The organism is Methylibium sp. Root1272, from assembly GCF_001425905.1.
Lineage (GTDB): Bacteria > Pseudomonadota > Gammaproteobacteria > Burkholderiales > Burkholderiaceae_C > Methylibium.
This window is the reverse complement of record NZ_LMDY01000013.1, coordinates 233346-259336: the sequence shown is the minus strand read 5'-3', so window position 1 is coordinate 259336 and position 25991 is coordinate 233346. Positions and strand designations below refer to the sequence as shown.

Annotated in this window: 26 protein-coding genes; 15 read left to right on the top strand and 11 right to left on the bottom strand. The window is 70.3% G+C overall.

Features of this window, described 5'->3' with window-relative positions:
• Positions 1–10 precede the first annotated feature (10 nt).
• Together ASC67_RS10270 and ASC67_RS10265 are read right to left on the bottom strand one after the other, a co-directional pair.
• Positions 11–1603: an NADH-quinone oxidoreductase subunit NuoF gene (locus ASC67_RS10270; RefSeq protein WP_056319154.1), complete on the bottom strand. Its 1593-nt coding sequence runs from the start codon at positions 1601–1603 to the stop codon at positions 11–13.
• A complete protein-coding gene (locus ASC67_RS10265) occupies positions 1600–2112 on the bottom strand; it encodes a formate dehydrogenase subunit gamma (protein ID WP_056319149.1) in 513 nt (170 codons plus the stop codon). The genes ASC67_RS10270 and ASC67_RS10265 overlap by 4 nt, the downstream gene beginning before the upstream one ends.
• 183 nt (positions 2113–2295) lie before the next feature.
• On the opposite strand from ASC67_RS10265, the gene ASC67_RS10260 reads away from it, so the two are divergent.
• Positions 2296–3405, top strand: coding sequence for a substrate-binding domain-containing protein (locus ASC67_RS10260; protein ID WP_056319146.1), 1110 nt, complete (start codon positions 2296–2298; stop codon positions 3403–3405).
• Here the strand turns inward: ASC67_RS10260 and ASC67_RS10255 are convergent.
• Both ASC67_RS10255 and ASC67_RS10250 read right to left on the bottom strand, forming a co-directional pair.
• On the bottom strand, positions 3353–3673 hold the full coding sequence (locus ASC67_RS10255) for a hypothetical protein (protein WP_156466727.1): 321 nt from the start codon (positions 3671–3673) through the stop codon (positions 3353–3355). The two genes, ASC67_RS10260 and ASC67_RS10255, sit on opposite strands and share 53 nt — an antisense overlap.
• 62 nt (positions 3674–3735) lie before the next feature.
• Positions 3736–4581: a substrate-binding domain-containing protein gene (locus ASC67_RS10250; RefSeq protein ID WP_082535938.1), complete on the bottom strand. Its 846-nt coding sequence runs from the start codon at positions 4579–4581 to the stop codon at positions 3736–3738.
• Positions 4582–4908: 327 nt separating this feature from the next.
• On the opposite strand from ASC67_RS10250, the gene ASC67_RS10245 reads away from it, so the two are divergent.
• Positions 4909–6786, top strand: a complete 1878-nt coding sequence (locus ASC67_RS10245) for a phosphoenolpyruvate carboxykinase (GTP) (RefSeq protein ID WP_056319135.1) — start codon at positions 4909–4911, stop codon at positions 6784–6786.
• Positions 6787–6864: 78 nt separating this feature from the next.
• On the opposite strand, the gene ASC67_RS10240 is transcribed toward ASC67_RS10245, so the two are convergent.
• Positions 6865–7077, bottom strand: coding sequence for a hypothetical protein (locus tag ASC67_RS10240; protein WP_056319132.1), 213 nt, complete (start codon positions 7075–7077; stop codon positions 6865–6867).
• Positions 7078–7195: 118 nt separating this feature from the next.
• Positions 7196–7594, bottom strand: coding sequence for a hypothetical protein (locus tag ASC67_RS20580; protein ID WP_156466726.1), 399 nt, complete (start codon positions 7592–7594; stop codon positions 7196–7198).
• On the opposite strand from ASC67_RS20580, the gene ASC67_RS10230 reads away from it, so the two are divergent.
• From ASC67_RS10230 to ASC67_RS10220, 3 genes are read left to right on the top strand one after another with little or no spacing between them, the layout of a single operon-like run.
• Positions 7593–8357, top strand: a complete 765-nt coding sequence (locus tag ASC67_RS10230) for a YecA family protein (RefSeq protein WP_056320757.1) — start codon at positions 7593–7595, stop codon at positions 8355–8357. The two genes, ASC67_RS20580 and ASC67_RS10230, sit on opposite strands and share 2 nt — an antisense overlap.
• A gap of 49 nt (positions 8358–8406) precedes the next feature.
• On the top strand, positions 8407–9186 hold the full coding sequence (locus ASC67_RS10225; protein WP_056319124.1) for a metallophosphoesterase: 780 nt from the start codon (positions 8407–8409) through the stop codon (positions 9184–9186).
• Between the two features lie 52 nt (positions 9187–9238).
• On the top strand, positions 9239–9661 hold the full coding sequence (locus ASC67_RS10220) for a universal stress protein (protein ID WP_056319121.1): 423 nt from the start codon (positions 9239–9241) through the stop codon (positions 9659–9661).
• A 10-nt stretch (positions 9662–9671) separates the two neighbouring features.
• On the opposite strand, the gene ASC67_RS10215 is transcribed toward ASC67_RS10220, so the two are convergent.
• A complete protein-coding gene (locus tag ASC67_RS10215) occupies positions 9672–10286 on the bottom strand; it encodes a TetR/AcrR family transcriptional regulator (RefSeq protein WP_056319118.1) in 615 nt (204 codons plus the stop codon).
• A 142-nt stretch (positions 10287–10428) separates the two neighbouring features.
• Between ASC67_RS10215 and ASC67_RS10210 the strand changes: the two genes are divergently transcribed.
• From ASC67_RS10210 to ASC67_RS10200, 3 genes are read left to right on the top strand one after another with little or no spacing between them, the layout of a single operon-like run.
• Complete coding sequence (locus ASC67_RS10210; RefSeq protein ID WP_162245627.1) at positions 10429–12147, top strand: thioredoxin family protein; 1719 nt, start codon at positions 10429–10431, stop codon at positions 12145–12147.
• Positions 12148–12174: 27 nt separating this feature from the next.
• A complete protein-coding gene (locus ASC67_RS10205) occupies positions 12175–12642 on the top strand; it encodes a MaoC family dehydratase (RefSeq protein ID WP_082535990.1) in 468 nt (155 codons plus the stop codon).
• Positions 12639–13145: a flavin reductase family protein gene (locus tag ASC67_RS10200; RefSeq protein ID WP_056319108.1), complete on the top strand. Its 507-nt coding sequence runs from the start codon at positions 12639–12641 to the stop codon at positions 13143–13145. The genes ASC67_RS10205 and ASC67_RS10200 overlap by 4 nt, the downstream gene beginning before the upstream one ends.
• Positions 13146–13218: 73 nt before the next feature.
• On the opposite strand, the gene ASC67_RS10195 is transcribed toward ASC67_RS10200, so the two are convergent.
• Both ASC67_RS10195 and ASC67_RS10190 read right to left on the bottom strand, forming a co-directional pair.
• Positions 13219–13479, bottom strand: a complete 261-nt coding sequence (locus ASC67_RS10195; protein WP_056319105.1) for a hypothetical protein — start codon at positions 13477–13479, stop codon at positions 13219–13221.
• A gap of 185 nt (positions 13480–13664) precedes the next feature.
• A complete protein-coding gene (locus ASC67_RS10190) occupies positions 13665–15467 on the bottom strand; it encodes an ABC transporter substrate-binding protein (RefSeq protein ID WP_056319101.1) in 1803 nt (600 codons plus the stop codon).
• Between the two features lie 172 nt (positions 15468–15639).
• On the opposite strand from ASC67_RS10190, the gene ASC67_RS10185 reads away from it, so the two are divergent.
• From ASC67_RS10185 to ASC67_RS20575, 5 genes are all read left to right on the top strand, one after another.
• Positions 15640–16578 (top strand): ABC transporter permease, encoded by a 939-nt coding sequence (locus tag ASC67_RS10185; protein ID WP_056319097.1) that lies wholly within the window; start codon positions 15640–15642, stop codon positions 16576–16578.
• A complete protein-coding gene (locus ASC67_RS10180; protein WP_056319094.1) occupies positions 16575–17633 on the top strand; it encodes an ABC transporter permease in 1059 nt (352 codons plus the stop codon). The genes ASC67_RS10185 and ASC67_RS10180 overlap by 4 nt, the downstream gene beginning before the upstream one ends.
• The gene (locus ASC67_RS10175; RefSeq protein ID WP_056319091.1) at positions 17630–19360 is read left to right on the top strand and encodes an ABC transporter ATP-binding protein; all 1731 of its coding nucleotides are present in this window, start codon (positions 17630–17632) and stop codon (positions 19358–19360) included. The genes ASC67_RS10180 and ASC67_RS10175 overlap by 4 nt, the downstream gene beginning before the upstream one ends.
• A gap of 206 nt (positions 19361–19566) precedes the next feature.
• Positions 19567–19809: a hypothetical protein gene (locus tag ASC67_RS10170; RefSeq protein WP_056319087.1), complete on the top strand. Its 243-nt coding sequence runs from the start codon at positions 19567–19569 to the stop codon at positions 19807–19809.
• 39 nt (positions 19810–19848) lie between these two features.
• Positions 19849–20034, top strand: a complete 186-nt coding sequence (locus tag ASC67_RS20575; protein ID WP_156466725.1) for a hypothetical protein — start codon at positions 19849–19851, stop codon at positions 20032–20034.
• 127 nt (positions 20035–20161) lie between these two features.
• Here the strand turns inward: ASC67_RS20575 and ASC67_RS10165 are convergent, their stop codons facing one another.
• Positions 20162–22660, bottom strand: a complete 2499-nt coding sequence (locus tag ASC67_RS10165) for an ATP-binding protein (protein ID WP_056319083.1) — start codon at positions 22658–22660, stop codon at positions 20162–20164.
• A 164-nt stretch (positions 22661–22824) separates the two neighbouring features.
• Positions 22825–23907, bottom strand: coding sequence for an alkene reductase (locus ASC67_RS10160; protein ID WP_156466724.1), 1083 nt, complete (start codon positions 23905–23907; stop codon positions 22825–22827).
• Positions 23908–24010: 103 nt separating this feature from the next.
• Between ASC67_RS10160 and ASC67_RS10155 the strand changes: the two genes are divergently transcribed.
• Entirely contained in the window at positions 24011–24853 is an 843-nt protein-coding gene (locus ASC67_RS10155) for an HDOD domain-containing protein (protein ID WP_056319075.1), read from the top strand.
• A gap of 123 nt (positions 24854–24976) precedes the next feature.
• Entirely contained in the window at positions 24977–25987 is a 1011-nt protein-coding gene (locus ASC67_RS10150) for an ABC transporter substrate-binding protein (protein WP_310731980.1), read from the top strand.
• Positions 25988–25991: the final 4 nt, after the last annotated feature.

Here is a 25991-nt window from a genome sequence, read left to right as displayed (position 1 = left end):
CGTGGGCTCCTCAGGCGGCTTGGCGGTCGGGAGCCGCCAGGCCGAAGTCTTCCGGGTAATGGTCCAGTGCCGACAGCACCGGGTAGGGCGTCATGCCGCCCATCGCGCACAGGCTGCCGGCGAGCATCGTGTCGCACAGGTCCCGCAGCAGGGCGACCTGCTGCAGTCGATCGTTCGGCAGCTTCACCTGTGCAGGACGGTTCACGTTGGCGGTGATGCGGTCGATGACCTCCACGCCGCGTGTCGAGCCGATGCGGCAGGGCGTGCACTTGCCGCAGGACTCGATCGCGCAGAACTCCATCGCGTAGCGCGCCAGCTTCGCCATGTCAGCGGTGTCGTCGTGCACCACGATGCCGCCGTGGCCGACCACGCCGCCGAAGGCGGCATAGGCCTCGTAGTCGAGCGGCACGTCCCACTTCGACTCGGGCACATAGGTGCCGAGCGGGCCGCCGACCTGCACTGCCTTGATCGGCCGGCCCGACGCGGTGCCGCCGCCGAAGTCGTACAGCAGCTCGCGCAGCGTCACTCCGAAGGCCTTCTCGACCAGGCCGCCGTGCTTCACGTTGCCGGCCAGCTGGATCGGCAGCGTGCCCATCGAACGGCCGACGCCGTATTCGCGATAGTGCGCCGCGCCGCGCGCCAGGATCAGCGGCACCGACGCGAAGCTGATCACGTTGTTGATGACGGTCGGCTGGCCGAACAGGCCTTCGATCGCCGGCAGCGGCGGCTTCGCACGCACGATGCCGCGCCTGCCTTCCAGGCTTTCCAGCAGCGCCGTCTCCTCTCCGCACACGTAGGCGCCGGCGGCCTTGCGCACCTGCAGGTGGAAGGCGCGGCCCGAGCCAAGCACGTCGTTGCCCAGGAAGCCGGCGGCCTCGGCGCGTGCGATCGCCTCGTTCAGCGTGGCGATTGCGTGCGGGTACTCGGAGCGCACGTAGAGGTAGCCCCGGGTCGCGCCGACGGCCAGTGCGGCGATCGTCATGCCCTCGATCAGCATGTACGGGTCGCCCTCCATCGTCATGCGGTCGGAGTAGGTGCCCGAGTCGCCCTCGTCGGCGTTGCAGACGATGTACTTCTGCGCCGACGGCGTGTTCATCACCGTCTTCCACTTGATGCCGGTCGGGAAGGCTGCGCCGCCACGGCCGCGCAGGCCGGACTGCAGCACCTCGTCGACGACGGCCGCATCGGCCATCGCCAGCGCACGGCGCAGGCCGGCCCAGCCTTCGTGCGCCTCGTAGTCCGTCAGCGACAGCGGATCGGTGAGGCCCATGCGGGCGAAGCACAGTCGTTCCTGGCGGGCCAGGAAGGGGATCTGCTCGGTCGGCCCGTGGCCCAGTGCGTGCGGTGCGCCCTGCAGCAGGCCGGCGTCGAGCAAGCCCGGCACGTCCTCGGGCGTCACCGGGCCGTAGGCCACGCGGCCGGAGGCGGTACTCACCTCGACCAGCGTCTCCAGCCAGAACAGCCCTCGCGAGCCGTTGCGCACCAGGTTCAGCGCCAGGCCGCGCCGCGCGCACTCGGCCTGCAGCGTGGCGGCCACCGCGTCGGCGCCGACCGCGAGCGCGGCCGAATCGCGCGGGACGTGGACGGTGATGGCGGCGCTCATCGCGCGGCCTCCACGGTGTCTTCTTCCAGCGCGCCGATCAGGCGATCGAACGCCGCCGGGCTGACGCGCGCATGCAGGCGCTCGTCGATCACGATCGCCGGCGACGACGCGCACAGCCCCAGGCAGAACACCGGCTCCAGCGTGTAGCGGCCATCGGCGCTGGTGGCCTGGCTGCGGCAGCCGAGGCGGCGCTCGGCGTGCGCCAGCAGCGCATCGGCACCCAGCGCCTGGCAGGCTTCGGCGCGGCACACCTGGATCACATGGCGTCCGGCCGGCTCGCTGCGGAAGTGGTGGTAGTAGGTGATGACGCCGTGCACCTCGGCGCGCGACAGGTTCAGTGCGCTGGCGATCTCCGCCACCACGTCGGCCGGGATGCAGCCCAGCAGGTCCTGGACCTCGTGCAGGATCGGCAGCAGCGCGCCCGGCTCGTCGGCCCGGCGAGCGAGGACCGCCCGTACGGTGGCCTGCGGCGCGACGACGCCCGCGGTGGCCGGACCGACCCCGCTCATTGCGCCGCCGGCAGCAGCGGCGCCGGACGGGAGTGGCAGGGAAGGCGGAGAAGGAAGCAACAGAGCATATGTGGTCTCAAGCATATGGATTCGACAGCGCGCTTCACTGTATGGTGAGTGTTCGCGCGGTTCAATATGAGCCGATAGGCCGAACCCATATGCTCTGGAGCGCCGAAAGAAGCCATGCTCGAAGTCTCGATCCAGCCGCAATGGAGCATCCGCCGCGCCGGTCAGCCGGAGCTGCCGGTGCGGCTGATCCAGCTGCTCGGCGAGATCCATGAGCACGGCAGCCTGCTGCGTGCCTGCGAGGTCAACGGCGGCTCCTACCGCCATGCCTGGCAGCTGCTGCGCGAAGCAGAAGCCGCGCTCGGCCAGGCGCTGATCCGCACCGAACGTGGCCAGGGCTCGAAGCTCACGGTGTTGGCCGAGAAGCTGCTGTGGGCGGACCGCCGCATCGCCGCACGCCTGTCGCCGTTGCTGCACACGCTGGCCTCCGAACTGGAGGTCGAGCTGGGGCGGGTGGTCAGCCCGCAGGGCGCGATGCTGCGCATCCACGCCAGCCATGGCTTCGCGATCGAGAAGCTCGACGAGTTCCTGCGCGCCGATCAGGTGCCGGTCGAGCTGAAGTACTGCGGCAGCCAGGAGGCCGTGGCGTCGCTGGCGGCCGGCAGTTGCGACGTGGCGGGCTTCCACATGCCGCTCGGTGCCTTCGAGTCACTGGCGCTGGCGCACTACGCGCGCTGGTTCAAGCCGCGCGAGCAGGCGGTGGTGCACGTGGCCACGCGCAAGCAGGGCCTGATGGTCGCGCCGGGGAACCCCAAGAAGCTCTACACGCCGGCCGACCTGATGCGACCCAACGTGCGCTTCATCAACCGGCAGCCAGCCTCCGGAACGCGCTTCCTGTTCGACCTGATGCTGCAGCGAGACGGAGTCGATGCGCGGCGCATCGACGGCTACGAGCGCGTCGAGTACACGCACGCCGCCGTCGCGGCCTACGTGGCCAGCGGCATGGCCGACGTCGGCTTCGGCGTGGAGCCGCCGGCCCGGCGCTTCGGGCTGGAGTTCATTCCGCTGGAGACCGAGCGCTACCTGCTGCTGTGCGATGCGCAGGCGCTGCCGGGACCGCGGCTGCAGCAGATGCTCGTGCTGCTGCGCAGCGAGCCGTTCCGTGCGGCGGTCGACCAGCTGCCGGGTTACGACGCGCAGGGCATCGGCGCGGTTGTCGAGGTCGAGGCCCTGCTCAAGGGGCCGAAAAGCCGGCGGCCGTCAGCAGCGCCCGCGCGTCGGCGCTGAACAGGTGGTCGTGGAAGCGCCGCGCGGCAGGGCCGGCGCCGGTCCGTAGCGCAGCAGGCGCGTCACGGCCTCGGCCGTCTCCGGCCGCGAACGAGAACTTCACCTGCGTGAAGCCGCCCTGCCGTGCGATCGCCTGCAGCACGTCGGTCAGGCGGGCGGCGGCGAAGACCACCACCTCGTCATCGGCCGCGCCGGCGTTCGCCGGACCGAACAGCGCGGCCGGGATCGCGAACAGCAGCGCGGCCAGCCGGCGTCGTCGCAAGGGCATCGTGGGTTCCTGCGGACCGTCGAAGAGGCCGGCCGGTCGTCGCGCGCGCCGCATGGCCGGGGTCAAGCCGGCCGGCGGTAGCCGCGTCCGAAGCCGGCCACGACGCGGCGGCCGTTCGGGCCGGCGAGCCAGTTCACCAGCAGCTTGCCGCCGGGGTGGTTGACGCGGAACGAACGCATCACGTGGTAGCTGACTTGCAGGCGTGGGTCGCCTTCGACCAGCACCGCCAGCCCGCTGCCGGCCCCGAGCGCCGACCACAGGCCGCGTTCGACGAAGGCGTAGCCGCCGGTTTCGCGCGCCAGGGCCAGCACGGCGGTGGGTCCGGGTCCGGCAGTGCGCAACCAGGGGCCGACCGGCTGCGGTCCGGCTGCCTTCCACAGTTTCTGCTCCAGCGCGCGGGCGCCGCTCGGCTCGCTTGCGGTCACGAAGGCGGTCTCGCCCCGCTCGCCGGCCGCGACGATGCGGCCGAGGGCGGCGGCGGCGTCGCGTTCGCCGGCGATGCCGGCCGGGTCGCCTCGGGCGGGAAGCTTCTTGGTGGCCTTCAGCGGCGCGGGCCCGACCAGCACGAAATCGCTCGAGGCGATAAGACGGCGGTCGTGCACCAGGTTCTGTCGTTCCAGCGCCAGTTCGAGCTCGGGCGCCTGCGTCAGCGCGGCGTCCAGTTCTCCGCGTTCGAGCTGCGGCAGCAGCAGGCCGCTGGGGCCGGGGCGCCAGTCGATCGCCAGTCCGGTGTCGCGCGCGACCGCGGTGCGCAAGCGCGCGGCGAGGCCGGAGGCCTGCAGGTCGGCTTCGACCCCTACCGTGATCAGGCGGTCCGGGCTGCGCTGGGCCCGGACGGGCCCGACCAGTGCCGCCGCCAGGGCGCCCAGGGCAGCGCGTCGTCGCCGATCGAACACAGGGGCTTGCATCACCCCATGTTAAGGGGGGAGCCGCCGTGGACAGGGGATGCCGGCGGCCGAAGCGGGCGGCAAGATCGGCTCAGCCTCCGGCTGACGGCGCGGCTTCGGTGTTCGAGAAGCGGCCTTCGGTGGTGGGGCCGACGCGCCCAGAAAGCCCGCGCATGTGGTCATGCACAAAGTGCATATCACGCTCCTGTCACGCTGAAGTCACACCCCTACACTTTCTTTCAGCATCTCCAGAGCAGTCCCGACCAGGGTGGGATCGATGCCGCCAGTGCCCGCCCCCTCCTGCGGTTTTGCAGGCACTGACGAGATCCATTCCTTCCCGGAGACACGATGAATCACCCCGCCATGCAAGGGCTGCGCGTCGAAGCGCCTGCCCATGTGAAGAATGCCCGCCTGATCGCCTGGGTGGCCGAAATGGCCGCGCTGGCCCAGCCCGCGGCGATCCACTGGTGCGACGGCTCGCAGGCCGAGTACGACCGCCTGTGCGGCCAGCTCGTCGAGGCCGGCACCTTCCGCAAGCTCGATGAGGCCAAGCGGCCGAACAGCTACCTGGCGTGGAGCGATCCGAGCGACGTGGCGCGTGTCGAGGACCGCACCTTCATCTGCTCCGAGAAGAAGGAAGACGCCGGCCCGACCAACAACTGGACCGCGCCGGAAGAGATGCGCGCCCTGCTGCAGACCGGCCGGGCCGATGGCACGCCTGCGCTGTTTGCCGGCTGCATGCGCGGTCGCACGATGTACGTCGTGCCGTTCTCGATGGGCCCGCTGGGCTCGCCGATCGCACACATCGGTGTCGAACTGTCCGACTCGCCCTACGTCGCCGTCAACATGAAGATGATGACGCGCATGGGCAAGCCGGTGCTGGAGGTGCTGGGCAGCGACGGCGACTTCGTGCCGTGCATGCACACCGTCGGCGCGCCGCTGGTCCCGGGCCAGAAGGACGTGGCCTGGCCGTGCAACAAGACCAAGTACATCGTCCACTACCCTGAAACGCGCGAGATCTGGAGCTATGGCTCGGGCTACGGCGGCAACGCGCTGCTGGGCAAGAAATGCTTCGCGCTGCGCATCGCCTCGACGATGGGTCGCGACCAGGGCTGGCTGGCCGAGCACATGCTGGTGCTGGGCGTGAAGAACCCGCAAGGGCAGAAATTCCACGTGGCCGCCGCGTTCCCCAGCGCCTGCGGCAAGACCAACTTCGCGATGCTGATCCCGCCCGCCGGCTTCGAGGGCTGGGAGGTGACAACGATTGGCGACGACATCGCCTGGATCAAGCCCGGCGCCGATGGCCGGCTCTATGCGATCAACCCCGAGGCGGGCTACTTCGGCGTCGCCCCCGGCACCAACGACCAGACCAACCCCAACTGCATGGCTTCGCTGCGACGCGACGTGATCTTCACGAACGTCGCGCTGACCGACGACGGCGACGTCTGGTGGGAGGGCATGACCGCCGCTGCGCCGGCCCATCTGGTGGACTGGCAGGGCAAGGACTGGACCCCGGCGCTGGCCAAGGAGACCGGCGCGAAGGCCGCGCACCCCAACGCGCGCTTCACCGTCGGGGCCACCAACAACCCGGTGCTCGACGAGAACTGGGACAACCCGGCCGGCGTGGCGATCGACGCCTTCATCTTCGGCGGCCGCCGCTCGACCACCGTGCCGCTGGTGACCGAGGCGCGCGACTGGGTCGAAGGTGTCTACATGGCCGCGACCATGGGCTCGGAAACCACCGCCGCGGCCGCCGGCCAGCAGGGGGTGGTGCGTCGCGACCCGTTCGCCATGCTGCCCTTCATGGGCTACAACATGAGCGACTACTTCCAGCACTGGCTGACGCTCGGTCGCAAGCTGCAGGCCTCCGGCGCCAAGCTGCCGAAGATCTACTGCGTCAACTGGTTCCGCAAGGGGGCCGACGGCAAGTTCGTCTGGCCGGGCTACGGCGAAAACATGCGCGTGCTGAAGTGGATGCTCGAGCGGGTGCAGGGCAGCGCGCAGGGCACGGAGAACGTGTTCGGGGTCAGCCCGCGCTACGAAGATCTCGCGTGGAAGGGGCTGGACTTCACCCCGGAACAGTTCGGCAGCGTGATCGGCGTTGACCGGTCCGCGTGGCAGCAGGAGTTGCAGCTGCATGAAGAACTGTTCGCCCAGCTGGCCCACCATCTGCCGGCCGAGCTGCCGGCCACCAAGGCGAAGATCGAGCAGCGGCTCGCCGCCTGACCGGACCGACGCGGTCTTGTCGTTCCAATGAAAAGGCCGCCCGAGGGCGGCCTTTGTCATGGGGCGCGAAAGGCGTGCTCAGAGCCGCACGGTGGCGCCGCGGTACAGCGCGTCGACGGTGCGACGGGCCGCGCGCTGGTTCAGCGATGCGTCGCTGAACTGGTCGAGCCATCCTGACCGGGCGCCGCCCGCCGCTTGGCGCGGCGCGCTGCCATTGAACATTTGGAAAGCCGTGCCGACCGACCCGACCGACTCGGCGATCGCGGTGCCGAGCACTTGATAGATGTTCACGAGAAACCTCAAGGTGAATGACGGACTGCGCCGCCGATGTCTTCAATATTAAGGGTTAACCCTGAATTTCCAAATGCCGTTGCTGCATGCGGGCGGCGGGCCGTCCGCATGGCCCATATCAGGACTGCTGGGTTTCGCGTTCCCAGCGCAGGGCCGCGCCGCGCAGGTCGGCGGCCAGACCGGGGTCGACGCTCTGATATTTGTCAGCGAGTGCCCACAACTGCGGCAAGTCTTGCCGGGGATCATGGGGCTGCCGACGCTGCGCCAGACGGCCAACCGCCCATTGCCACACCGCGGCGGCGGCGCGGGCCAGGGGTTCGGCGCCACGAGGCGCCTTGCGCGGGGCGACGGCTTGGATGCTGATGGTGCTCATGACTTGAACCTTTCCGTTCGTTCGGCCGAAGCCAATGACGGGATTATAGGGAAAACCCTTAGTCCGTGCGATCGACAAGGTCGCCTTTGCCGACGTGCCGCGGCAAAGCGTGGCAGCCGACCGGCATAGGACAATGGTGGCCATGGCTGCCTCCCCCTCTTCCGCTCCCCTGAGCGACCCCGAGATCACCGAGCTCGACGATCTGCTGGCCGCGATCCCCGAACCGTTCGAACCGCTCGATGCCGTGATGCTCGACGGCTATCTGTGCGGCGTGATCGCCCAGCCCGAGCTGATCGACCCGGCGCACTGGCTACCGCCGGTGTTCGACTGGAATTTCGGCGATCCCGAGCATCCGGGCAACGGTTCCGAACTGACGGCCGATACCGCCGGCTGGCATGCCGCGAAGCACGAGCGCCTGCTCGCGCTGGTGATGCGCCATCACGCGGTGCTGGAGCGCCAACTGCGCGAGGATGCGTGGTTCGACCCGCTGGTGATGCAGCCCGACGACGACCAGGGGCGCCCGCTCGAGGGTGCCGCGGCGATCGGCCCGGCCTTCGCCCCCTGGGCGATCGGGTTCGAGCACGCGCTGAACCAGTTCGACGCGCTCGAATCGCTGAACCACCCGGACCTGCCGGATCTGCTGGCCTGCGTGCGCCGTCATCTGCCCGAGCAGACCGGCGACGAGGCGGCGTTCAAGAAGGCGCTCGACGACGAACACCCGCTGCGCGGCATGGACGAGGCGATCGAGGATCTGGTATCCAACGTGGTGGCGCTGGCCGATCTGGCCCGCGGCGAGCGGCTCAAGGTCGAGACCGTGCGGCGCGCCGGCCCCAAGGTGGGCCGCAACGACCCCTGTCCTTGCGGCAGCGGCAAGAAGTTCAAGCAGTGCCACGGCCGCGACGCGTGAGCCCGCGGCGGCAAGACGGCCGCGGCCGGGCGCACTGAAAGGCCGGTCCGTGCGACTGCAATTGCTGTCGGACCTGCATCTCGAGACCGAGGCCTACACGCCCGAGCCGGCCGCGGACGCCGAGCTGCTGGTGCTGGCGGGCGATGTGGACAGCAGCTGGGCCGGGCTGGAGCGCTTCGCGCGCTGGCCGGTGCCGGTGCTGTTCGTGGCCGGAAACCATGAGTTCGATCGGCGCGAGCTGCGCAGTGCCTGGCCGGCGCTGCGCGCGCACTGCGAGTCGCTCGGCATCACGCTGCTGGAGCGCGAGCAGCACATCCGCGTCGACAAGGCAGGTCGCCGCATCCGCTTCGTCGCGACGACACGCTGGTGCGATTTCGACCTGTTCGGTGCCGCGGGCCGCGAACGGGCGATGCGGGCCGCGGGCTACTTCATGCACGTCATGCGGGCCAGCTGCGACGGCCGGCTGTTCGACGCGGCCGCCGTGCGCGACGAGGCGCTGGCCTGCCGGGTCTGGCTGCAGCAGGCACTGGCGGAACCCGGAGACACCGATGCGACGGTCGTGATCACGCACTACGGCCCGAGTCTGCGCAGTGCCGACCCGCGCTACGGCGGCCAGCCCGGGTCGGCGAGCTTCTGCAACGCAGACGACGATCTGCTGCCGTTCGCAGACCTGTGGCTGCACGGGCACCTGCACTGCCGGCACGACTACACCGTCGAGCATCCGCCCGGCATGCCGCGGGCCTCGACCCGCGTCGTCAGCAACGCGCGCGGCCACGCCCGCAAGGGCGAGGCGGCGGGGCATGACGGTTTGCTGTGCATCAAGGTTTGAACGCCGTTGCTTGCGGCACACTGACGGCTTCATCCTGCACGAGGAGCGAACGATGAAGATCCTGGCCGCCGTCGATGGCAGCAGCTACACGAAGCGCATGCTCGGCTACCTGACGGCGCATGCCGAATGGCTGGTCGCCGGGCACGACATCACCGTGCTCACCGTCAGTGCGCCGGTGCCGCCGCGCGCGGCGTCGGCACTCGATCGTGAAACGATCCAGTCCTATTACGACGACGAGGCGGAGAAGGTGTTCAAGCCGATCCGCGCCTTCTTCGCCAAGCAGGGCGTGACCGCCACCTTCGTGCGCAAGACCGGCCACGCAGCCGAGGTGATCGGCAAGACGGCCGAGGCCGGCAAGTTCGACTTGCTGATGCTCGGCTCCCACGGCCACGGCGCGCTGGCCGGCATGGTGATGGGCTCGATCACCACCAAGGTGCTGGCCTCCTGCCGGACCCCGGCGCTGCTGATCCGCTGAGCGCGCTCGCTCAGGCTTGCGCGCCGACGAGGCCGCGAAAGCAGGTGCGCAGCAGCCACTCGACGATCTGCTCGTCGCTGTGCTGGCCTCCGGCCTTCAGCAGACCGAGGACCGGGTCGCAGGCCCGTGCGAACAGCGTGTAGAGCACCACTTCGGCCGGCAGTTGGCGGTCGATCTCGCCGTCGGCCTGCGCGGCCGTGATCCAGGCCCCCAGCCGGTCGCTGACTTCGAACAGCCGGTCGAGGTAGCCACGATTCGCCATCAGGGCATTGCGCAAGGTCGAGTTCTGCGCCGGCAGCGACGGCATCTCGCCGGCCAGCTGGACCTCGAGAGTCCAGCGCGCGACCGCCTCCAGGCGGGCGATCGACTTGAGGTTCTCATCAGCGGCGAGCTTCTCCGTGAAAGCGAGCGCCCGCTCCAGGACGCGAATCATCGCGGCCGCGGCCAGTTCTTCCTTGGACGTGAAGTGCTTGTAGAGGCTGGCCTTGGCGATGCCCACATCCGCCGCCACCTCGTCCACCGTCATCGCTTCGAAGCCCTTCTCGGCCAGCAGACGGTTGACCGAGGACACGATCGCGTCCTCGCGCGCGCGCAGCATCTGTTCACGGAACGCACTTCTCGCCATGGCGGAATTGTAGGAGTCCGCTCCCGAAGCTGTACTGACCAGTCGCACCGCTACCCTCGAGTCGCTTTGTGATACGCGCGACTGCGCCAGGGCGGCGAGGCTCTGAGACACTCCTCAGGTGTCAGCCCGGACTGTTCCCGACTTGTTGTTTCGGCCGCCGTTCAGGGCGGGGCTCTGGATCGTGGTGATCGCGCTGCTGGCGTCGGCCTGTTCGCGCCCGCAAGGCGATGCGAACACCGAGGCGCCCAGCGTCGCCACAGCGATCGAGCAGGCCGTGACGCCGGCCGTTGCCGCCGCGATCGGTGCCGGCAGTACGCATCCGTCACCGGGTGTGCGCTGGAACCGGCTGCATTCCGAGGCCGATGTGACGAGCGCATTTGCCGAGGCTCGCGAGAAGAACCTGCCGTTGTTCGCGTACTGGGGCGCGGCGTGGTGTCCGCCCTGCAACCAGGTGAAGGCGACGCTCTTCGCCCGCCCCGACTTCATTGCCCTGAGCCAGCGCTTCGTTCCGGTCTACCTCGACGGTGACCTGCCCGGCGCCCAGAAGCTGGCGGCGCGCTTCAAGGTGCGGGGCTACCCGACGATGATCCTGTTCCGGCCCGACGGGACCGAACTGACGCGGCTGCCGGGCGAGGTCGACGCCCGGAAGTACCTGCAGGTGCTCGAGTTGGGGCTGCAGGCCCCGCAGCCGGTGAAGCAGTTGTTGGCGCAGGCGCGATCGGCGCCGATGCAGTTGGATGCCGATGCGTGGCGGTTGCTGGCGTACTACGCGTGGGACACCGACGAGCAGCAGGTGTTGCCGGCGGCACAGCGAGCCACGACGCTGGCGAGGCTTGCACGCACCTGCCCCGCGGACCAGGCCGCGACCTGCAGCCGGCTGTTGCTGAAGTCTCTAGTGGCGCGGACCGATGCCGCGCCGCGCCCCATGGCGCGACGTGCGCCGGATCTTGCCGCGTCGCGCGACGAGGTGCTTGCTGTCCTGGCCGACGAGCACCTGGTGCGCGAGAACCTCGACCTGGTGACCGGTTACGCCGGCGAGATCACGCAGCTGCTGACGGCCGCCGGCACGCCGGAGCGAGAGAGGATGTCCGCCCTCTGGGCTGCGACGCTGGATCGCCTGACCGCGGATGCGCGGTTGTCCCAGGGCGATCGCATGACGGCGCTGGTCTCGCGCATCGCGCTCGCCCGGCTCGGGCGGCCGGGCGCGTCGGCCGAGCAGCCGGCGGCCCTCAGCAGCGTGCTGATCGAGCACGTGCAGCGCGAAACGGCACGGGCGGATCGCGAGGTGAGCGACGACGACGAGCGCCAGTCGGTGATTCCGGGCGCCGCCGAGGCGCTGGCGCAGGCCGGCTTGCTCGACGAGGCCGACCGGCTGCTCGAGGCGGAACTGAAACGCTCGCACAGCCCGTACTACGCGATGTTGTCGCTGGCCGCCCATGCGAAGCAGCGCGGTCACACGTCGGCCGCACTCGGCTGGTACGAACGCGCCTATGCCGCTGCGCAGGGGCCCGCGACACGCGTGCAATGGGGCGCGATCTACGTCGGCGCGCTGATCGAACTGAGCCCCGACGACTCCGCGCGCATCACCGACGCCGCCCGCCGGGTACTGGGAGAGCTGCAGGGGCAACCGGATGCGTTCTACGAACGCAACGCCCGGTCGCTGGAGCGCATGAGCGGCAAGCTGCTGGACTGGAGCCGGCGGCCGCCGGTCCGTGGCGCCGCGGTGCTCGGGCCCTTGCGCGCGCAGCGCGACACGCTGTGCGCCGCCTTGCCGCCGGCCGATCCGCAGCAGGCCACCTGCCGAGCACTGTTCGCGGCGCCCGGCGCGGCGAAGGCGCGCTCCCGCACCGTTCCGGCCTGAAGCTTCTCGATAATTCCTCCGATGACCATGAAACCTCAGCCCCGCTACTTCTGGGAAGACTTCGCCATCGGCAGCGTGCGCGAGTTCGGCACTCACACGCTCGGCCGCGACGAGATCGTGCGCTTCGCCAGCGAGTTCGATCCGCAACCCTTCCACCTCGACGAGGAGGCCGGCAAGCAGTCGTTGTTCGGTGGCCTGGCCGCCAGTGGCTGGCACACCTGCGCGCTGGTGATGCGCATGATGTGCGACGACTACCTGCTCGACTCCTCCAGCCTCGGCTCGCCCGGGCTCGAGCAGCTGAAGTGGCTCAAGCCCGTGCTGATGGGCGACACGCTGCGCGTGCGCATGACGGTGACCGACGCGCGTCCGATGACGAGCAAGCCGCACATCGGCCTGGTGCGCACGCGCTGGGAGGCGCTGAACCAGCGTGACGAGGTGGTGCTGGTGATGGAAGGCTGGAACATGTTCCGCCGCCGCGCCGACACCGCGTCATGAGCACGCCGCGCGCCCAGGCACCGAGTTTCACGGCGGCGCATTTCCGCGCCGCGCTGGGCATGTTCGCGACCGGCGTGACTATCGTGACGGCGCGCACCGTCGAAGGCCAGCGCGTGGGCCTGACGGCCAATTCCTTCAACTCGGTGTCGCTGGCGCCGCCGCTGGTGCTGTGGAGCCTGGGGCGCAGCGCCGGCACGATGCCGGCCTTCGCGCGCGGCTCGCATTACGCCATCAACATCCTGGCGGCCGACCAGCGCGAACTGGCCGAGCGCTTTGCGAGCAAGACCGCCGATCGCTTCGCCGGCGTGGCGTGGCGAGAGGGCGGCAGCGGCGCCCCGCTGATCGACGGCGCAGCCGCGGTGTTCGAGTGTTTCAACCGCAGCCAGTACGAGGAGGGCGACCACGTCATCTTCGTCGGCGAAGTCGAACGCTGCAGCGTGACCGCTGGCGCGACGCCCTTGATCTTCCACGGCGGGCGCTATTTCAGCGAGCTGCCGCTCTGAGCGACGGGTGCGGGGCGCCACCGACAAACGACAAGGCCCGCCGAAGCGGGCCTTTGCGGGATGCGAGCGGAGTTCAGTTGCGGCGGGTACGGCGGGTGACCACGAAGCCCATCACCAGGAAGGCCGCGAGCAGCTGCATGTAGGTGCCCGGCTCCGGCAGCGCGGCCAGGTCGGCCGACTCCTGCGCCGTGGAGCGATCGGACAGCGCCTGGGCGGCCTCGACCGCGGTCGTCTGCGTGGCGACGCCGGCGTGGATCGCCTCGGTGCCTGCGCTGGCTGCGCCGGTCATCAGCAGGGCAGTCGTGACGATCAGAGTCTGGAGGGCCTTGTTCATTGGGTGTGTCTCTCGCTGTGGGGTCGACCGACGCCGTTGCGTAGTCGTTGAACGAGAGTCTGTCCGGCAGGGCGCTCGGCGACAGCCCCCTCTTCGCGGGTGAGGCCCCCCGTGGTTCAGGGGGAGCGAAAGTCGCTTTCGAGGACTTGAGCCGGGTGCGCGTGAACAAGTCACGCGCCGCGCCGTCAATGCGCGGCGGGACGCTGGGCCGGATCGATGTCGACGTACTGCCACCAGTCGAGCCAGAAGGGTGCGCGCCGGTAACCGACGACCCACGGATAGGCGAGGTCGGTGAGGATGCGATGCACGTGCACGCGGTAGGGCGCGTACGCCACCAGCAGCTTGGTGGCCTGGTCGAACAGGGCCTGGCGCTCGGGCCCGTCGGGCAGTGCGTTGAGCTGCTCGTAGACCCGGTCGAACGCCGGCAGTGAAAAGCGCGCGAGATTGCCCTTGCCGACCGATGCTCCATAGGCGCGCTCCAGCGAGCCCTGACCGTCGGGCGAGCCCGCGCTGGAGCCGACGCGCCACAGCATGAAGCGCCCCGAGCGCGCCGACTTCAGGTTCTCGGGCCACTGCGCCGTCTTCAGCACGGCGCGCAGCCCCAGCGCGTCCATGTTCTTCTTCCACAGCTCGTCGAGCTGGCGCGAGGCCTGGTCCGACTGCGTCTTCATCTCCAGAACCAGCGGCTGGCCGTCGGGCCGTTCGCGCCAGCCGTCGCCGTTGCGGTCGACATAGCCGTAGAGCTCGAGCAGCGCCTTCGCGCGCGGCAGGTCGAAAGCGCTCATCTCGGTACGCAGCTCGCTGCGGTAGCCGCTGGTCAACGGCGGCATGATCGATTGCGCCGGGATCGCCTGGCCGCGCCGCACCAGCTGGATCTCGCGGCCGATGTCGGTGCCGAGCGCCATCGCGCGGCGCAGCGCCACCTTCTCCGGCGTGTAGCCACCGACCAGCGGATCTTCCATGTTGAAGACGGTCAGCGTCACATCGGCGCCGGGCACGCGGAACATCTGCAGGCCGCGCTTGGCCAGGTTGGGCGCCAGCACGCCGCCCGGCACGGCCTGGTCGACGAACTCGTTGGGCAGCCGTTCCAGCACGTCCTGCTCGCCGTTCAGGAAAGCCAGCCAGCGCGGCTGCGACTCCTCGATGACGGCGATCTCGACGCGGTCGACCATCGGCAGGCGCCGGCCCTTGAAGCGCTGCAGCAGTGCCTGGCCCTCGGCGTCGTCGGCGTTCGGCTGCGCGTCGTAGATCACCTCGCGAAAGCGCGGGTTGCGTTCGAGCACCATGCGCGAGCTGCGCCGCCATTCGGCGAGCCGGAACGGCCCGGTGCCGACCGGGTGCTCCATGATCTTGTCGCCGTAGGCCTCGACCACCTCGCGCGCCACCGCGCCGACCACGTCGGACGCCCAGCCATACACATGTCGCGGCCGCGGCTCGCGCAGCTGCACGCGGAAGGTGTAGCGGTCCAGCGCCTTCAGGCCCTCGACCTCGCGGTCGTAGTCGAACGGCTGGCCCTTCAGTGCCGCCTCGCGCAACTCGGCAAGGCCGATGATCTTCTCTTCCTCGAGCCCGGGCTGGGCCGGGCTCTTGAGCTTGGGGTCGAAGATGCGCTTGACCGCGTAGACGTAGTCCTGCGCCGTCAGCTCGCGCGGCTTGCCCTTGAAGGCCGGATCGTCGGCGAAGTAGAGGCCCGGCTTGATGCGGAAGGTGAAGCTGCGGAAATCATCCGACACCTCGGGCATCGCTGCCGCGGTCGAGGGCCGCAGCTTGAACGGCCGCGCCAGATGGTCGTAACCCAGCGGCGGCTCGAAGATGTGTGCGGTGATGATGCGCGAGTAGAGGTCGCTCACCTGCACCGGATCGAAGCCGGTCTCGGCCACCGGGAAGGCGTAGCGCAGGACCTTGGTCTCGGCCGCGGCGGCACCGGCCGCCGCGCAGCAGGTCAGCGCCGCGAGGAGCAGCGCACGCAAGGGTCGGGGGAGGCTCATGGGGCGGGGCGGGCGGCTTCCGGTCGGCGTGAGCTGCATGCTATCGCGCGCTCGGCCTTGTCCCGGCAGCGGTGGAGTTCTGCGATCAGGCTCTAGACTCGCGCCTGCACACACCCGTCGGCGGGACCGCGCAGCGCGGCCGCTTCGATCCGTTTCCTGGAGTGCTTCGGCGATGGCGGCCTACCTGATCCGGCGCCTGTGGCAAATGATCCCGACGTTGGTCGGGGTCGTGCTGCTGGTGTTCTTCCTGTTCAAGACCTTCGGGGGCGACCCGGCCGAGATCCTCGGCGGCCTGAACGCCAGCGCCGAGCAGGTCGACGCGATCCGCGAGCAGCTCGGCCTGAACAAGCCGGTGTGGCAGCAGCTGTGGATCTTCGTGCAGCAGATCGTCACCTTCGACTGGGGCAAGAGCTGGGCCACCAACGAGGCGGTCAGCTCGCTGTTCGCGAGCCGTCTGCCGGCCACGCTGACGGTGATGACGCCGATCCTGCTGCTCGACGTGCTGCTGGCGATCCCGTTCGCGCTGGCCGTCGCCTACGTGCGCGGCTCGCTGACCGACCGCGCGATCATGGTCGTCACCACCATCGCGCTGTCGATCAGCTTCCTGGTCTACGTGATCGTCGGCCAGTACCTGTTCGCGTTCCGGCTCGGCTGGTTTCCGGTCCAGGGCTGGAGCGACAGCGTGTGGACCAACCTCGCGGTCTACGCGCCGCTGCCGGTGCTGCTGGCGGTGATGGTCGGCATCTCGCCGCAGACGCGGCTCTACCGCAGCTTCTTCCTCGACGAGATCGGCCAGGACTACGTGCGCACCGCGCGGGCGAAGGGCCTGACCGAGACGCGCATCCTGCTCAAGCACGTGCTCCGCAACGCGCTGATCCCCATCCTGACCAACGTCGCGGTCGCGCTGCCGGGCATCTTCGTCGGCTCCTTCCTGATCGAGACCTTCTTCTCCATCCCCGGCCTGGGCCGCGAGGTGCTGCTGGCGGTGAACCGCAGCGACTATCCCGTCATCCAGGCCGTCACGATCTACATCGCCGTCATCACGATGCTGGTCAACCTGGCGACCGACGTGCTCTACAAGCTGGCCGACCCGCGGGTGGTGCTGAAATGAGCGCACTGCCGATCGACGCGCTGTCCGTCGCTGCCTCCGGCGTGGCACGCTCCGAGGGGGTGTGGGCCGCGGCCTGGCGTCGCCTGCGCGGCGACCGCGTCGGCATGGTGTCGCTGGCGGTGGTCGCGGCCTTCCTGCTGATGGTGCTGCTGGCCGGGGTGGGCCTGGTCGCGACGGCGTGGCAGGCCGAGGTCGGCGTGCCCAATGCGCCGCCCTCCTTCCTGGGCGCGGCGCCGAAGGTGGCCGAGACGGCGATCGCGGTGCCGACCGGACCGGTGCTGGACCTGTCCGACGTCGACCCGCTGGCACCGCGCTACGCCGAATGGGCCGAGCGCGCCAAGCAGTTCAGCAGCGTCGCGACGCCGCGCGCCGAGACGCTGCCGTTCGGCGCCGACCGCCTGGGCCGCAATGTGCTGGCCAAGGCCATCAAGGGCGCCGAGGTCTCCATTCTGGTGGGGGTCTCGGCGGCGCTGCTGGCCACGCTGATCGGCACCGTGCTCGGTGCGCTCGGCGGTTTCTTCGGCGGCAAGGTCGGCGACCTGCTGGAGTGGGTCTACAACGTCTTCACGTCCATCCCCGGCATCCTGCTGGTGTTCGCCTTCGCGGCGGTCACCGGCCGCGGCGTGACCTCGGTGGTGCTGATCCTCGGGCTGACCGGCTGGACCGGCATCTACCGGCTGGTACGGGCCGAGTTCCTGAAGCACGCGGTGCGCGAATACGTGCGCGCGGCCGAGGCGATCGGGGCCTCCACCGCGTCGCGCATGTTCCGCCACATCCTGCCCAACGTCAGCCACGTGGTGCTGGTGCAGCTGTCGATCCACGTGGTGGGCTTCATCAAGGCCGAGGTGATCCTCAGCTACCTGGGCCTGGGCGTCAGCGTCGACCAGGTCAGCTGGGGCACGATGCTGGCCGAGGCGCAGGGCGAACTGCTGCTCGGCCACTGGTGGCAGCTGGCAGCGGCGACCGGCTTCATGGCGGTGTTCGTCACGGCGTTCTCGCTGCTGACCGATGCGCTGCGCGATGCGCTCGACCCGAAGCTGCGAGGCGCCGAATGAGTGTCCTGCTGAGCATCGACCAGCTGCGCGTGAGCTTCCGTCTCGGCCGCGGCGAGGCGGCCAGCCGCATCGAGGCGGTCGGTCGCGGCGAGCAGGGCGTGAGCTTCCAGATCCCCGAGAACACCACGGTCGCGCTGGTCGGCGAATCGGGCTCGGGCAAGAGCGTCACCGCGATGGCGGTGCTGAACCTGCTGCCCGAGAACGCCGAGCGCCGCGGCTCCATCCGCTTCCGCGACCGCGAACTGCTCAGCGCCGGGCCGGCCGAACTGCGCACGCTGCGCGGCCGAGAGATCGCCTGCGTATTCCAGGACCCGATGAGCTCGCTGAACCCGGTGTTCACGGTCGGCCAGCAGCTTGTCGAGCCGCTGGTGCTGCACCTCGGGCTCGGCCGGCGTGCCGCGCGGGCGCGCGCCGAGGCGCTGCTGAACGAGGTCGGCCTGCCCGACCCGAAGCGCCGGCTCGACGCCTATCCGCACGAGCTGTCGGGCGGCCAGCAGCAGCGCGTGATGATCGCGATGGCGATCGCCTGCGAACCCCGGCTGCTGATCGCCGACGAGCCGACCACCGCGCTCGACGTCACCATCCAGCGCCAGATCCTCGAGCTGCTGGCCGGGCTGAAGGAGCGGCATCGCATGAGCATGCTGTTCATCAGCCACGACCTCGGCGTGGTCGGCGAGATCGCCGATCACGTGGTGGTGATGCGCCAGGGCACGGTGCGCGAGCAGGCCCCGGTCGCGCGCCTGTTTACCGCGCCGGAGGACCCCTACACGCAGGCGCTGCTGGCCTGCCGGCCGACGCTGGCAGCGCCGCCGGCGCGCCTGGCGGTGATCGACGACCACCTGGCCGGCCCGGCCGCCGGAGGCGCCCGCACCGCGGTGGCGAAGGACCCGGACGCGCCGGTCGTGCTGCAGGTCGAGGCGCTGAGCAAGAGCTTCTGGCTGCGCTCGGGCCTGTTCGGCCGCAAGGCCTTTCCTGCCGTCAAGGAAGTGAGCTTCGAGCTGCGGCGCGGCCACACGCTGGGCATCGTCGGCGAATCGGGGTCGGGCAAGACCACCGCCGGCCTGGCGTTGCTGCGCCTGCACGAGGCGAGCGGCGGGCCGACCGGCGGCCGGGCGGTGTTCCGCAGCGCGAAGGGTGGCGGCACGCACGAACTGCTGCAGCTCGGCAAGGCCGAATGGCTGCCGATGCGCCGGCGCCTGCAGGTGGTGTTCCAGAACCCCTATGCCTCGCTGAACCCGCGCTTCACGATCGGGCAGACGCTGGTCGAGCCGATGGCCATCCACGGCCTCGAGCGCGACGACGCGGCGCGCGAGGCCCGGGCGCATGCGCTGCTCGCCAAGGTCGGCCTCGACGCCGGCGCCTGGGGTAAGTACCCGCACGAGTTCTCCGGCGGCCAGCGCCAGCGCATCGCGATCGCGCGCTGCCTGACCGTGGACCCCGAGGTGCTGGTGCTCGACGAGGCGGTGTCGGCGCTCGATGTGTCGGTGCAGGCCCAGGTGTTGAACCTGCTGCGCGACCTGCAGGACGAACTGGGCCTGGCTTACGTCTTCATCAGCCACGATCTCGCGGTGGTGCGCTTCATGGCCGACGAGGTGCTGGTGATGAAGGACGGTGAGGTGGTGGAGCGCAACGCCGTCGAGGCCCTGCTCGGCGCACCGCGCGAGGCCTACACGCAGCGGCTGCTGGGCGCGATCCCGCGCGGCTACCAGGGCGCGGCGGTGGCCTGAGTGCGGCGGCGTGCCGGCGCCGGCAGTGACGACCCGCGCCGACCGATCGACCAAAAGCGTCGGCCGTGTAACTGCGTTGAAGCGCCGCGCTGGGTGGGCCGGCGATGGCGCGTGATGATTTGCACGGCCGCGGCCGTCCATCGCACAGCACCGCGGCTGGCACGCTAGATGCGTTGCCGACCTCCATACAGCAGGAGGAGTCCGGCATGACCCTGAGCATCAAAACAAGGCTTCGTCCCAGCCCGGCGCGCGGCGTTGCGTTCGGCGCGGTGTCCTCGCTCCTTCGCCTCGCGGCGCGCGAGCGCCAGACCCACGGCAACGCGCCGGCCTGGCTGCTGGGATTGACGCGCGCTCTGCGTGCCGGTGGCCCCGGCAGCGGTGCCCGGCCGCTGCACGCGGTGCTGGCTGGCGGCGATTGCGCACCCAGTGAGTGGCGCAGCGCTCGCTGAGCCGAGATCGTTCACAGCAAAACACACCATCACCCCGCCATGATCGCCCCGCGCTTCAAGCTTGCCGCAACCGCTGCCTACAGCGGATCGCGTGACATCGCCACCAGCGCCGAGCGACCCGGTCGGGGGCCGGTGCTGTCTGCCCGCAACGCGCCCGGTCAGCTCACGCTGCCCTGGGGCGTGGTGCCGGCAGCACCGGCACGTCAAAGGTTGCGGACCGGTTGACGTCCAAGAGGGGGCGGGCGGGTCGGGGTGGATGAGAGCGAGCCCCTGACCACCACGTCCCGCCCCCTTTCTTTTTCCATCCCCTCGACGCAGACGCCGCAGCGCATCGCTGCGCCGGCCGGCGTGGTCAGCGCGCAGGCCGCCGGGTCGCCAGATGGCGATCGAGGCAGCGCAGCAGTTCGGCCACGTCGACCGGCTTGGTGAGGTACTCGTCGAAGCCGCGTTCGAGCGCGGCGCGCACGACCTGCGGCTGCGCGTCGGCCGACAGCGCGATGCGGGGCACCTGTTCCAGCGCCTCGTCGTCGCGCAGGGCGTCCAGCACCTCGATTCCGCTCATGTCGCCCAGGTGCATGTCGATCAGCAGCAGGTCGGGCGGCTGACGGCGCGCACTCTCGATGGCCTCGCGCCCGGTGTACGCGACCCGCAGCTCGCAGCCGCTGCGCAGCAGCAGCAGTTGCTGCACCAGTTCGATGTTGAGCCGGTTGTCCTCGGCGTAGAGCACGCTGTGCGGCGCACTGCCGGACGCCGGCGCGGCGGCGTCCGGCAGCGCCTGGCCCGCGGCAGCCGGACGGGCGGGCGGCGCGGGCGCCCGGCGCAACTCGACGTTGAAGGTCGAACCGCTGCCGGGCTGGCTGTGCACGCTGATGCGACCGTCCATCAGCTCCACCAGCCGCAGCGTGATCGCCAGGCCCAGCCCGGTGCCCTCGATGCTGCTGCGCTCCGCACCGAGCCGGTTGAAGGGTTCGAACAGGTGCAGTTGCTGCGCCGGCGTCAGGCCCACGCCCGTGTCGGTCACGGCGATGCGCACGGCGTGCTCGTCGACGCCCGCGGTCTCCACCACCACCTGGCCGCCCGAACGGTTGTACTTGACTGCATTGCTCAGCAGGTTGACCAGCACCTGGCGCAGCCGCACCGGATCGGCCTGCACGTGCAGGTCGCCGCCGGCGCGCTGCACCAGCGCCACGCCCCCGGCGCGTGCCGTCGGCAGCACCAGCGCGAAGGACTCGTCGATCAGCGCGGCCAGATCGATCGCCTGCGGCGCCAGCGGCAGGCTGCCGGTCTCGATCCGCGACAGGTCGAGCACGTCGCCGATCATTGCCAGCAGGTGCTGGCCGGCGCGCTCGATGTGGCCGAGGCGCCCCCGCTGGCTGTCCTGCAGCGGCGCCGAAGGATCTCCCAGCAGCAACTGCGTGAAGCCGAGCACCGCGTTGAGCGGTGTGCGCAACTCGTGGCTCATGCGCGACAGGAACTCGGTCTTGGCCTCGTTCGCACGCGCCGCCGCCTGGGCGTTCATCAGCGCGGCGTCGGCCTGCTTGCGATCGGTGATGTCGCTGATGTAGCCGTGCCAGGTCGTGCTGCCGTCGGGCAGCCGTTCGGGCGAGCCCTGAGCTTCGACCGAGCGTCGGCCCCGGGACGGCAGATCGACCTCGAACTCGATCGCCCAGGATTCGAGCCGCTGGCCGGCACGCTCGAGCGTTTCCCACACCCGCTTGCGCTGGCCCTTGGCCACGCGTTCGATCATCAGCCGCGCGTCGTCGCGCACGGCGCCGTCGGGGTCGAGTTCGAACAGATCGCGCAGGCCGCGGCTCGCATACGGCACCCGCGCGACGCCCTGCACGTCGACGTTGAACTGCAGCAGCACGCCCGGCACCCGATCGGCCAGCTTCGTGAACAGCGCCTCTCGCTCCCGCAGCGCGGCTTCGGCACGGCGGCGCTGGTCGATGTCGAGCGCCACGGTGACGGTGTGCTGGAAGCGCCCCTGCGCGTCGAACACCGCCGTGACGGTGAGCTGCGCCCACAGGGCCGTGCCATCGGGCCGCAGGTAGCGCTTCTCGCGGTTCTCGCGCAGCACCTGCCCGGCCACCAGGCGGCGCAGCAGCGCCTCGTCGTCGGCAAGGTCATCGGGGTGCGTCAGCTCGCGGAAGCTGGCGACGAACAGCGCCTCGCGCGAGCGCCCCACGATTTCGCAGAAGCGTGCATTGACCTCGAGCAGCCGGCCGTCGGCGCCGGTCTGGGCGATGCCGGCGCCGGCCATCTCGAAGCTGTGCCGCCAGCGCTCTTCGCTGGCGCGCAACGCGGACTCGGCGGCGCGCCGCTGGCGGTCGAGCTGCACCGACGCGATGATGCCGGCCATGCTCTGGAACAGCGGATCGAGCGTGTCCAGCAAGGCCGCGTCGTAGCCCGGCTGCCGGTTCGCGAGCCCGATCATGCCGACCAGTTCGCTGCCGTAGTGCAGCGGCACGCCGAGGAAGGTGTTCAGTGCCAGATGACCGTGCGGCAGTCCACCGCCGCGGCGTGGATCGTTCGGCGCGTCGTTGGCGATCACGGGCGCGCCGGTCACCAGGGCCGCGCCGAACAGCGTCTTCAGGTTATGGAACTCCATGCCGTCGACGCGCTCGCGCTCGACCCGTTCGCGCGAGGCGGTGTCCCAGGCGATGTTGCTCAGCGTGAAGATCTTCAGGTAGGGCGCGCCGTCGGGCTGACGCCAGACCTCGGCGATGAACCCGTACTCGCTCTCGCCGAGCCGAAGCAGCTCCGGCAGCAAGGCGTCGAACACGCGGTGCGGCTCGGCACTGCGGACGAATTGCGATTGCAGCTGGCGGATGAGGGCGCCCAGTTCAGGCATGGCGGCATCGAGCGAGCTGCGACGTGGACAAGGTGCACCGATCCTAAGTCACGCCCGACGCGTGGAATATCCCAAGGCGGCCGACCCGGCCGCAGGGGGCTGGGTCGGGGATCCTCGTCGGCCTCCGGAGCAGCGGCCCGCCGCCGCCGTCCCGGAGTGCTGCCTCACGCGGCCTGGAGCGCCGGGTAGTCGGTGTAGCCCTTGGCACCTCCGCCGTACAGCGTGTCTCGGTCGAGCGGCGCGAACGGCGCGCCCACGCGCAGCCGCTGCACCAGGTCGGGGTTGCTGATGAAGGGCCGGCCGAAGGCCACGACGTCGGCCTGGCCGGAAGCCACCGCCTCGATCGCCATGTCGCGGTCGTAGCCGTTGTTCACGATCCACGGGGCCTTCACCCGGGCGCGCAAGGCGGCATAGTCGAACGGCGCCACGTCGCGCGGGCCGCCGGTCGCGCCCTCGATCACGTGCAGGAAGGCCAGCTTCAGCGGCGCCAGCTGCTCGGCCACATGGTTGAACAGCGCCTGCGGATCGGAATCGAGCGCGGCGTCGTTGGCGGGCGTCACCGGCGACAGGCGCAGCCCGGTGCGGCCGGCGCCGATCTCGGCGGTCACGGCGCGCATTACCTCGAGCAGCAGGCGCGCGCGGTTCTCGATCGAGCCGCCGTAGGCGTCGGTGCGGTGGTTGGTGCTGTCGCGCAGGAATTGCTCGAGCAGATAGCCATTGGCGCCATGCACCTCCACGCCATCGAAGCCGGCCTCGATGGCGTTGCGCGCCGCCACGCGGTACTCCTCGACGATGCCGGGCAGTTCATCGAGCGCCAGCGCGCGCGGCGCCGACACGTCCTCGAAACCGTTGCGGGTGAAGGTCTTGCTCTTGGCGGGGATCGCCGACGGCGCGACCGGCACCTCGCCCTCGGGCAGCAGCGAGACGTGCGAGATCCGTCCGACATGCCAGAGCTGCACCACGATCTTGCCGCCGCGCTCATGCACCGCGCGCGTCACCGCCTTCCAACCCTCGACCTGCTCGCGGCTGTAGATCCCCGGCGTGTCGAGGTAGCCCTGGCCCAGCGGCGAGATCTGCGTGGCCTCGGTGACGATCAGGCCGGCGTCGGCGCGCTGGCGGTAGTACTCGACGGCCAGCGGCGACGGCACGCGCCCGGCAACGGCGCGGTTGCGCGTCAGCGGCGCCATCGCGATGCGGTTGCGGAGCTCGATGTCGCCGAGGCGGATCGGATCAAACAGGCGGGTCATGTGCAAATCCTTCACGGAACAAGTTGCGTGCACTCTAGAAGCACTGCAAAAGGCGCGCTGCTGCAGGCTTACTGGATTCGTGCTTGCGCCTAGGATCGCGCACATGGCCATCGACAACGCCCTGCGCGCCCTCGACATCGACCTGCCGGCCTGCCCGCAGATCCTGGTGCAGCTGTCGCTGCTGATGCACGATGAAGACGCGAACCTGCAGTCCATCGGCGGACTGATCGAGACCGACATGGCGCTCGCCTCGGCCGTCGTCCGCACCGTCAATTCGGCGCTGTTCGGCCTGCTGCGGCGGGTCGAGTCGGTGCCCGAGGCGGTCCGCTACCTCGGCACCCGCGAGGTCGCGGCGCTGACCTTCGAGATCGGCCTGCGCGGCGCCTTCCCGCCCAGCCCGCTGCTGACCGCGCTGTGGGCGCGCGCCGGCCGCCGGGGGCTGGCGATGGGGCGCGCAGCGCCCTCGCTCGACATCGATCCCTGGCTCGCGCACACCGCGGGCCTGTTCGCCGAAAGCGGCCAGGCGGCGCTGGTGGGCCATGACGCGCCGGGCTACGAGGCCCTGGTGGCGACGACCCCGAATCCGCTGGTGCAGCTCGAGGCCGAGGTCCTGTCCTACGGCCTGAACCATGCCGCCCTGGGCGGCGCGCTGTGCCAGGCCTGGGGCCTGGCCGGCGACGTGGCGGCCAGCGTGCGGCTGCGGCCGATGGCACTGCGCAGCCTGGTCGCACCGGAGGGCGAAGACTTCGCGGCGCCGTGGCTGACCGAACCGCTGTCGGTGCAGCGCCTGCTCGCGCTGGGAGCGGCCGTCGACGCGGCGCTCGAAGGCCAGGGCGACGACATGCTGGCCCGCGCCAGCACGGCGCTCGGGCCGCTGGCCGGCCTCGACGCTGCGCTGCTACACGAAGCCGTGGCCGCCAGCGTTGCCCGGCTCGGCGACGCCTGAACCGCTCCTGATCCCGTCCCGACGCCGCTGGGTCGAGGAAACACGAGCGCCGGCGCGGCGCACCCGGTACTGGCACGATAGCGGTCCCCGCCGACCTCCATCCGCCGCCGAATGTCCGTTCCGATGAAACGCCGCTCCCTGTTGCTGGCGGCGCTGTGCGCGACCGCCGCACCCGTGCGGGCCGCCGACAAGGTGGTGTTCGCCACCAACTGGAAGGCGCAGGCTGCGCACGGCGGCTTCTACCAGGCACTGGCCGACGGCACCTACGCGAAGTACGGTCTCGACGTGCAGATCCGCCCGGGCGGTCCCCAGGTCAACAACCGGCCGCTGCTGCCGGCCGGCCGGATCGACTTCCTGATGACCGGCAACCTGCTGCACAGCTTCGACAACGTGAAGAACGGCGTGCCCACCGTGGTGGTGGCCGCGATGTTCCAGAAGGATCCGCAGGCGCTGTTCGCCCACCCCGGCCAAGGCGTGCGCGGCTTCGACGACCTGAAGAAGGCGCCGGTGGCCTGGATCGCGAAGGACGCGCAGTTCACGTGGTGGGCCTGGCTCAAGAGCGAGCACGGCTTCCGCGACGAGCAGCTGCGCCCCTATGCCTACAACCTCGGCCCCTTCCTTGCCAACCCGCAGAGCATCCAGCAGGGCTACGCGGTCGAGGAGCCGGTCTCGATCGAGAAGCAGGGCGGCTTCAGGCCGCTCACCTTCCTGCTGGCCGACCACGGCTTCTCGACCTACTCGACGCTGATCGAGACCACGGCCGAGACGGTGGCGCGCAAGCCCGAGCTGGTGCGGCGCTTCGTCGATGCGTCGATCGTCGGCTGGGTCACCTACCTGTACGGCGACCGCCGCGCGGGCGACGCGCTGATCCTGCGCGACAACCCGGACATGCGGGCCGAGACTATCGCCCGCTCGGTGGGCCTGATGAAGGAGCTGGGCGTCGTCGACTCGGGCGATGCGCAGACGCTGGGCATCGGTGCGATGAAGCCGGAGCGCATCCGCGATTTCCACGACAAGATGGTCCGCGCCGGGCTGTACCGGGCTGGCGAGGTCGATCTGGACCGCGTGGCGACCACGCACTTCGTGAACCGTGGCACCGGCGTGGCGCTGATGCGGCAGCTGCGCGGGCGCTAGCCCG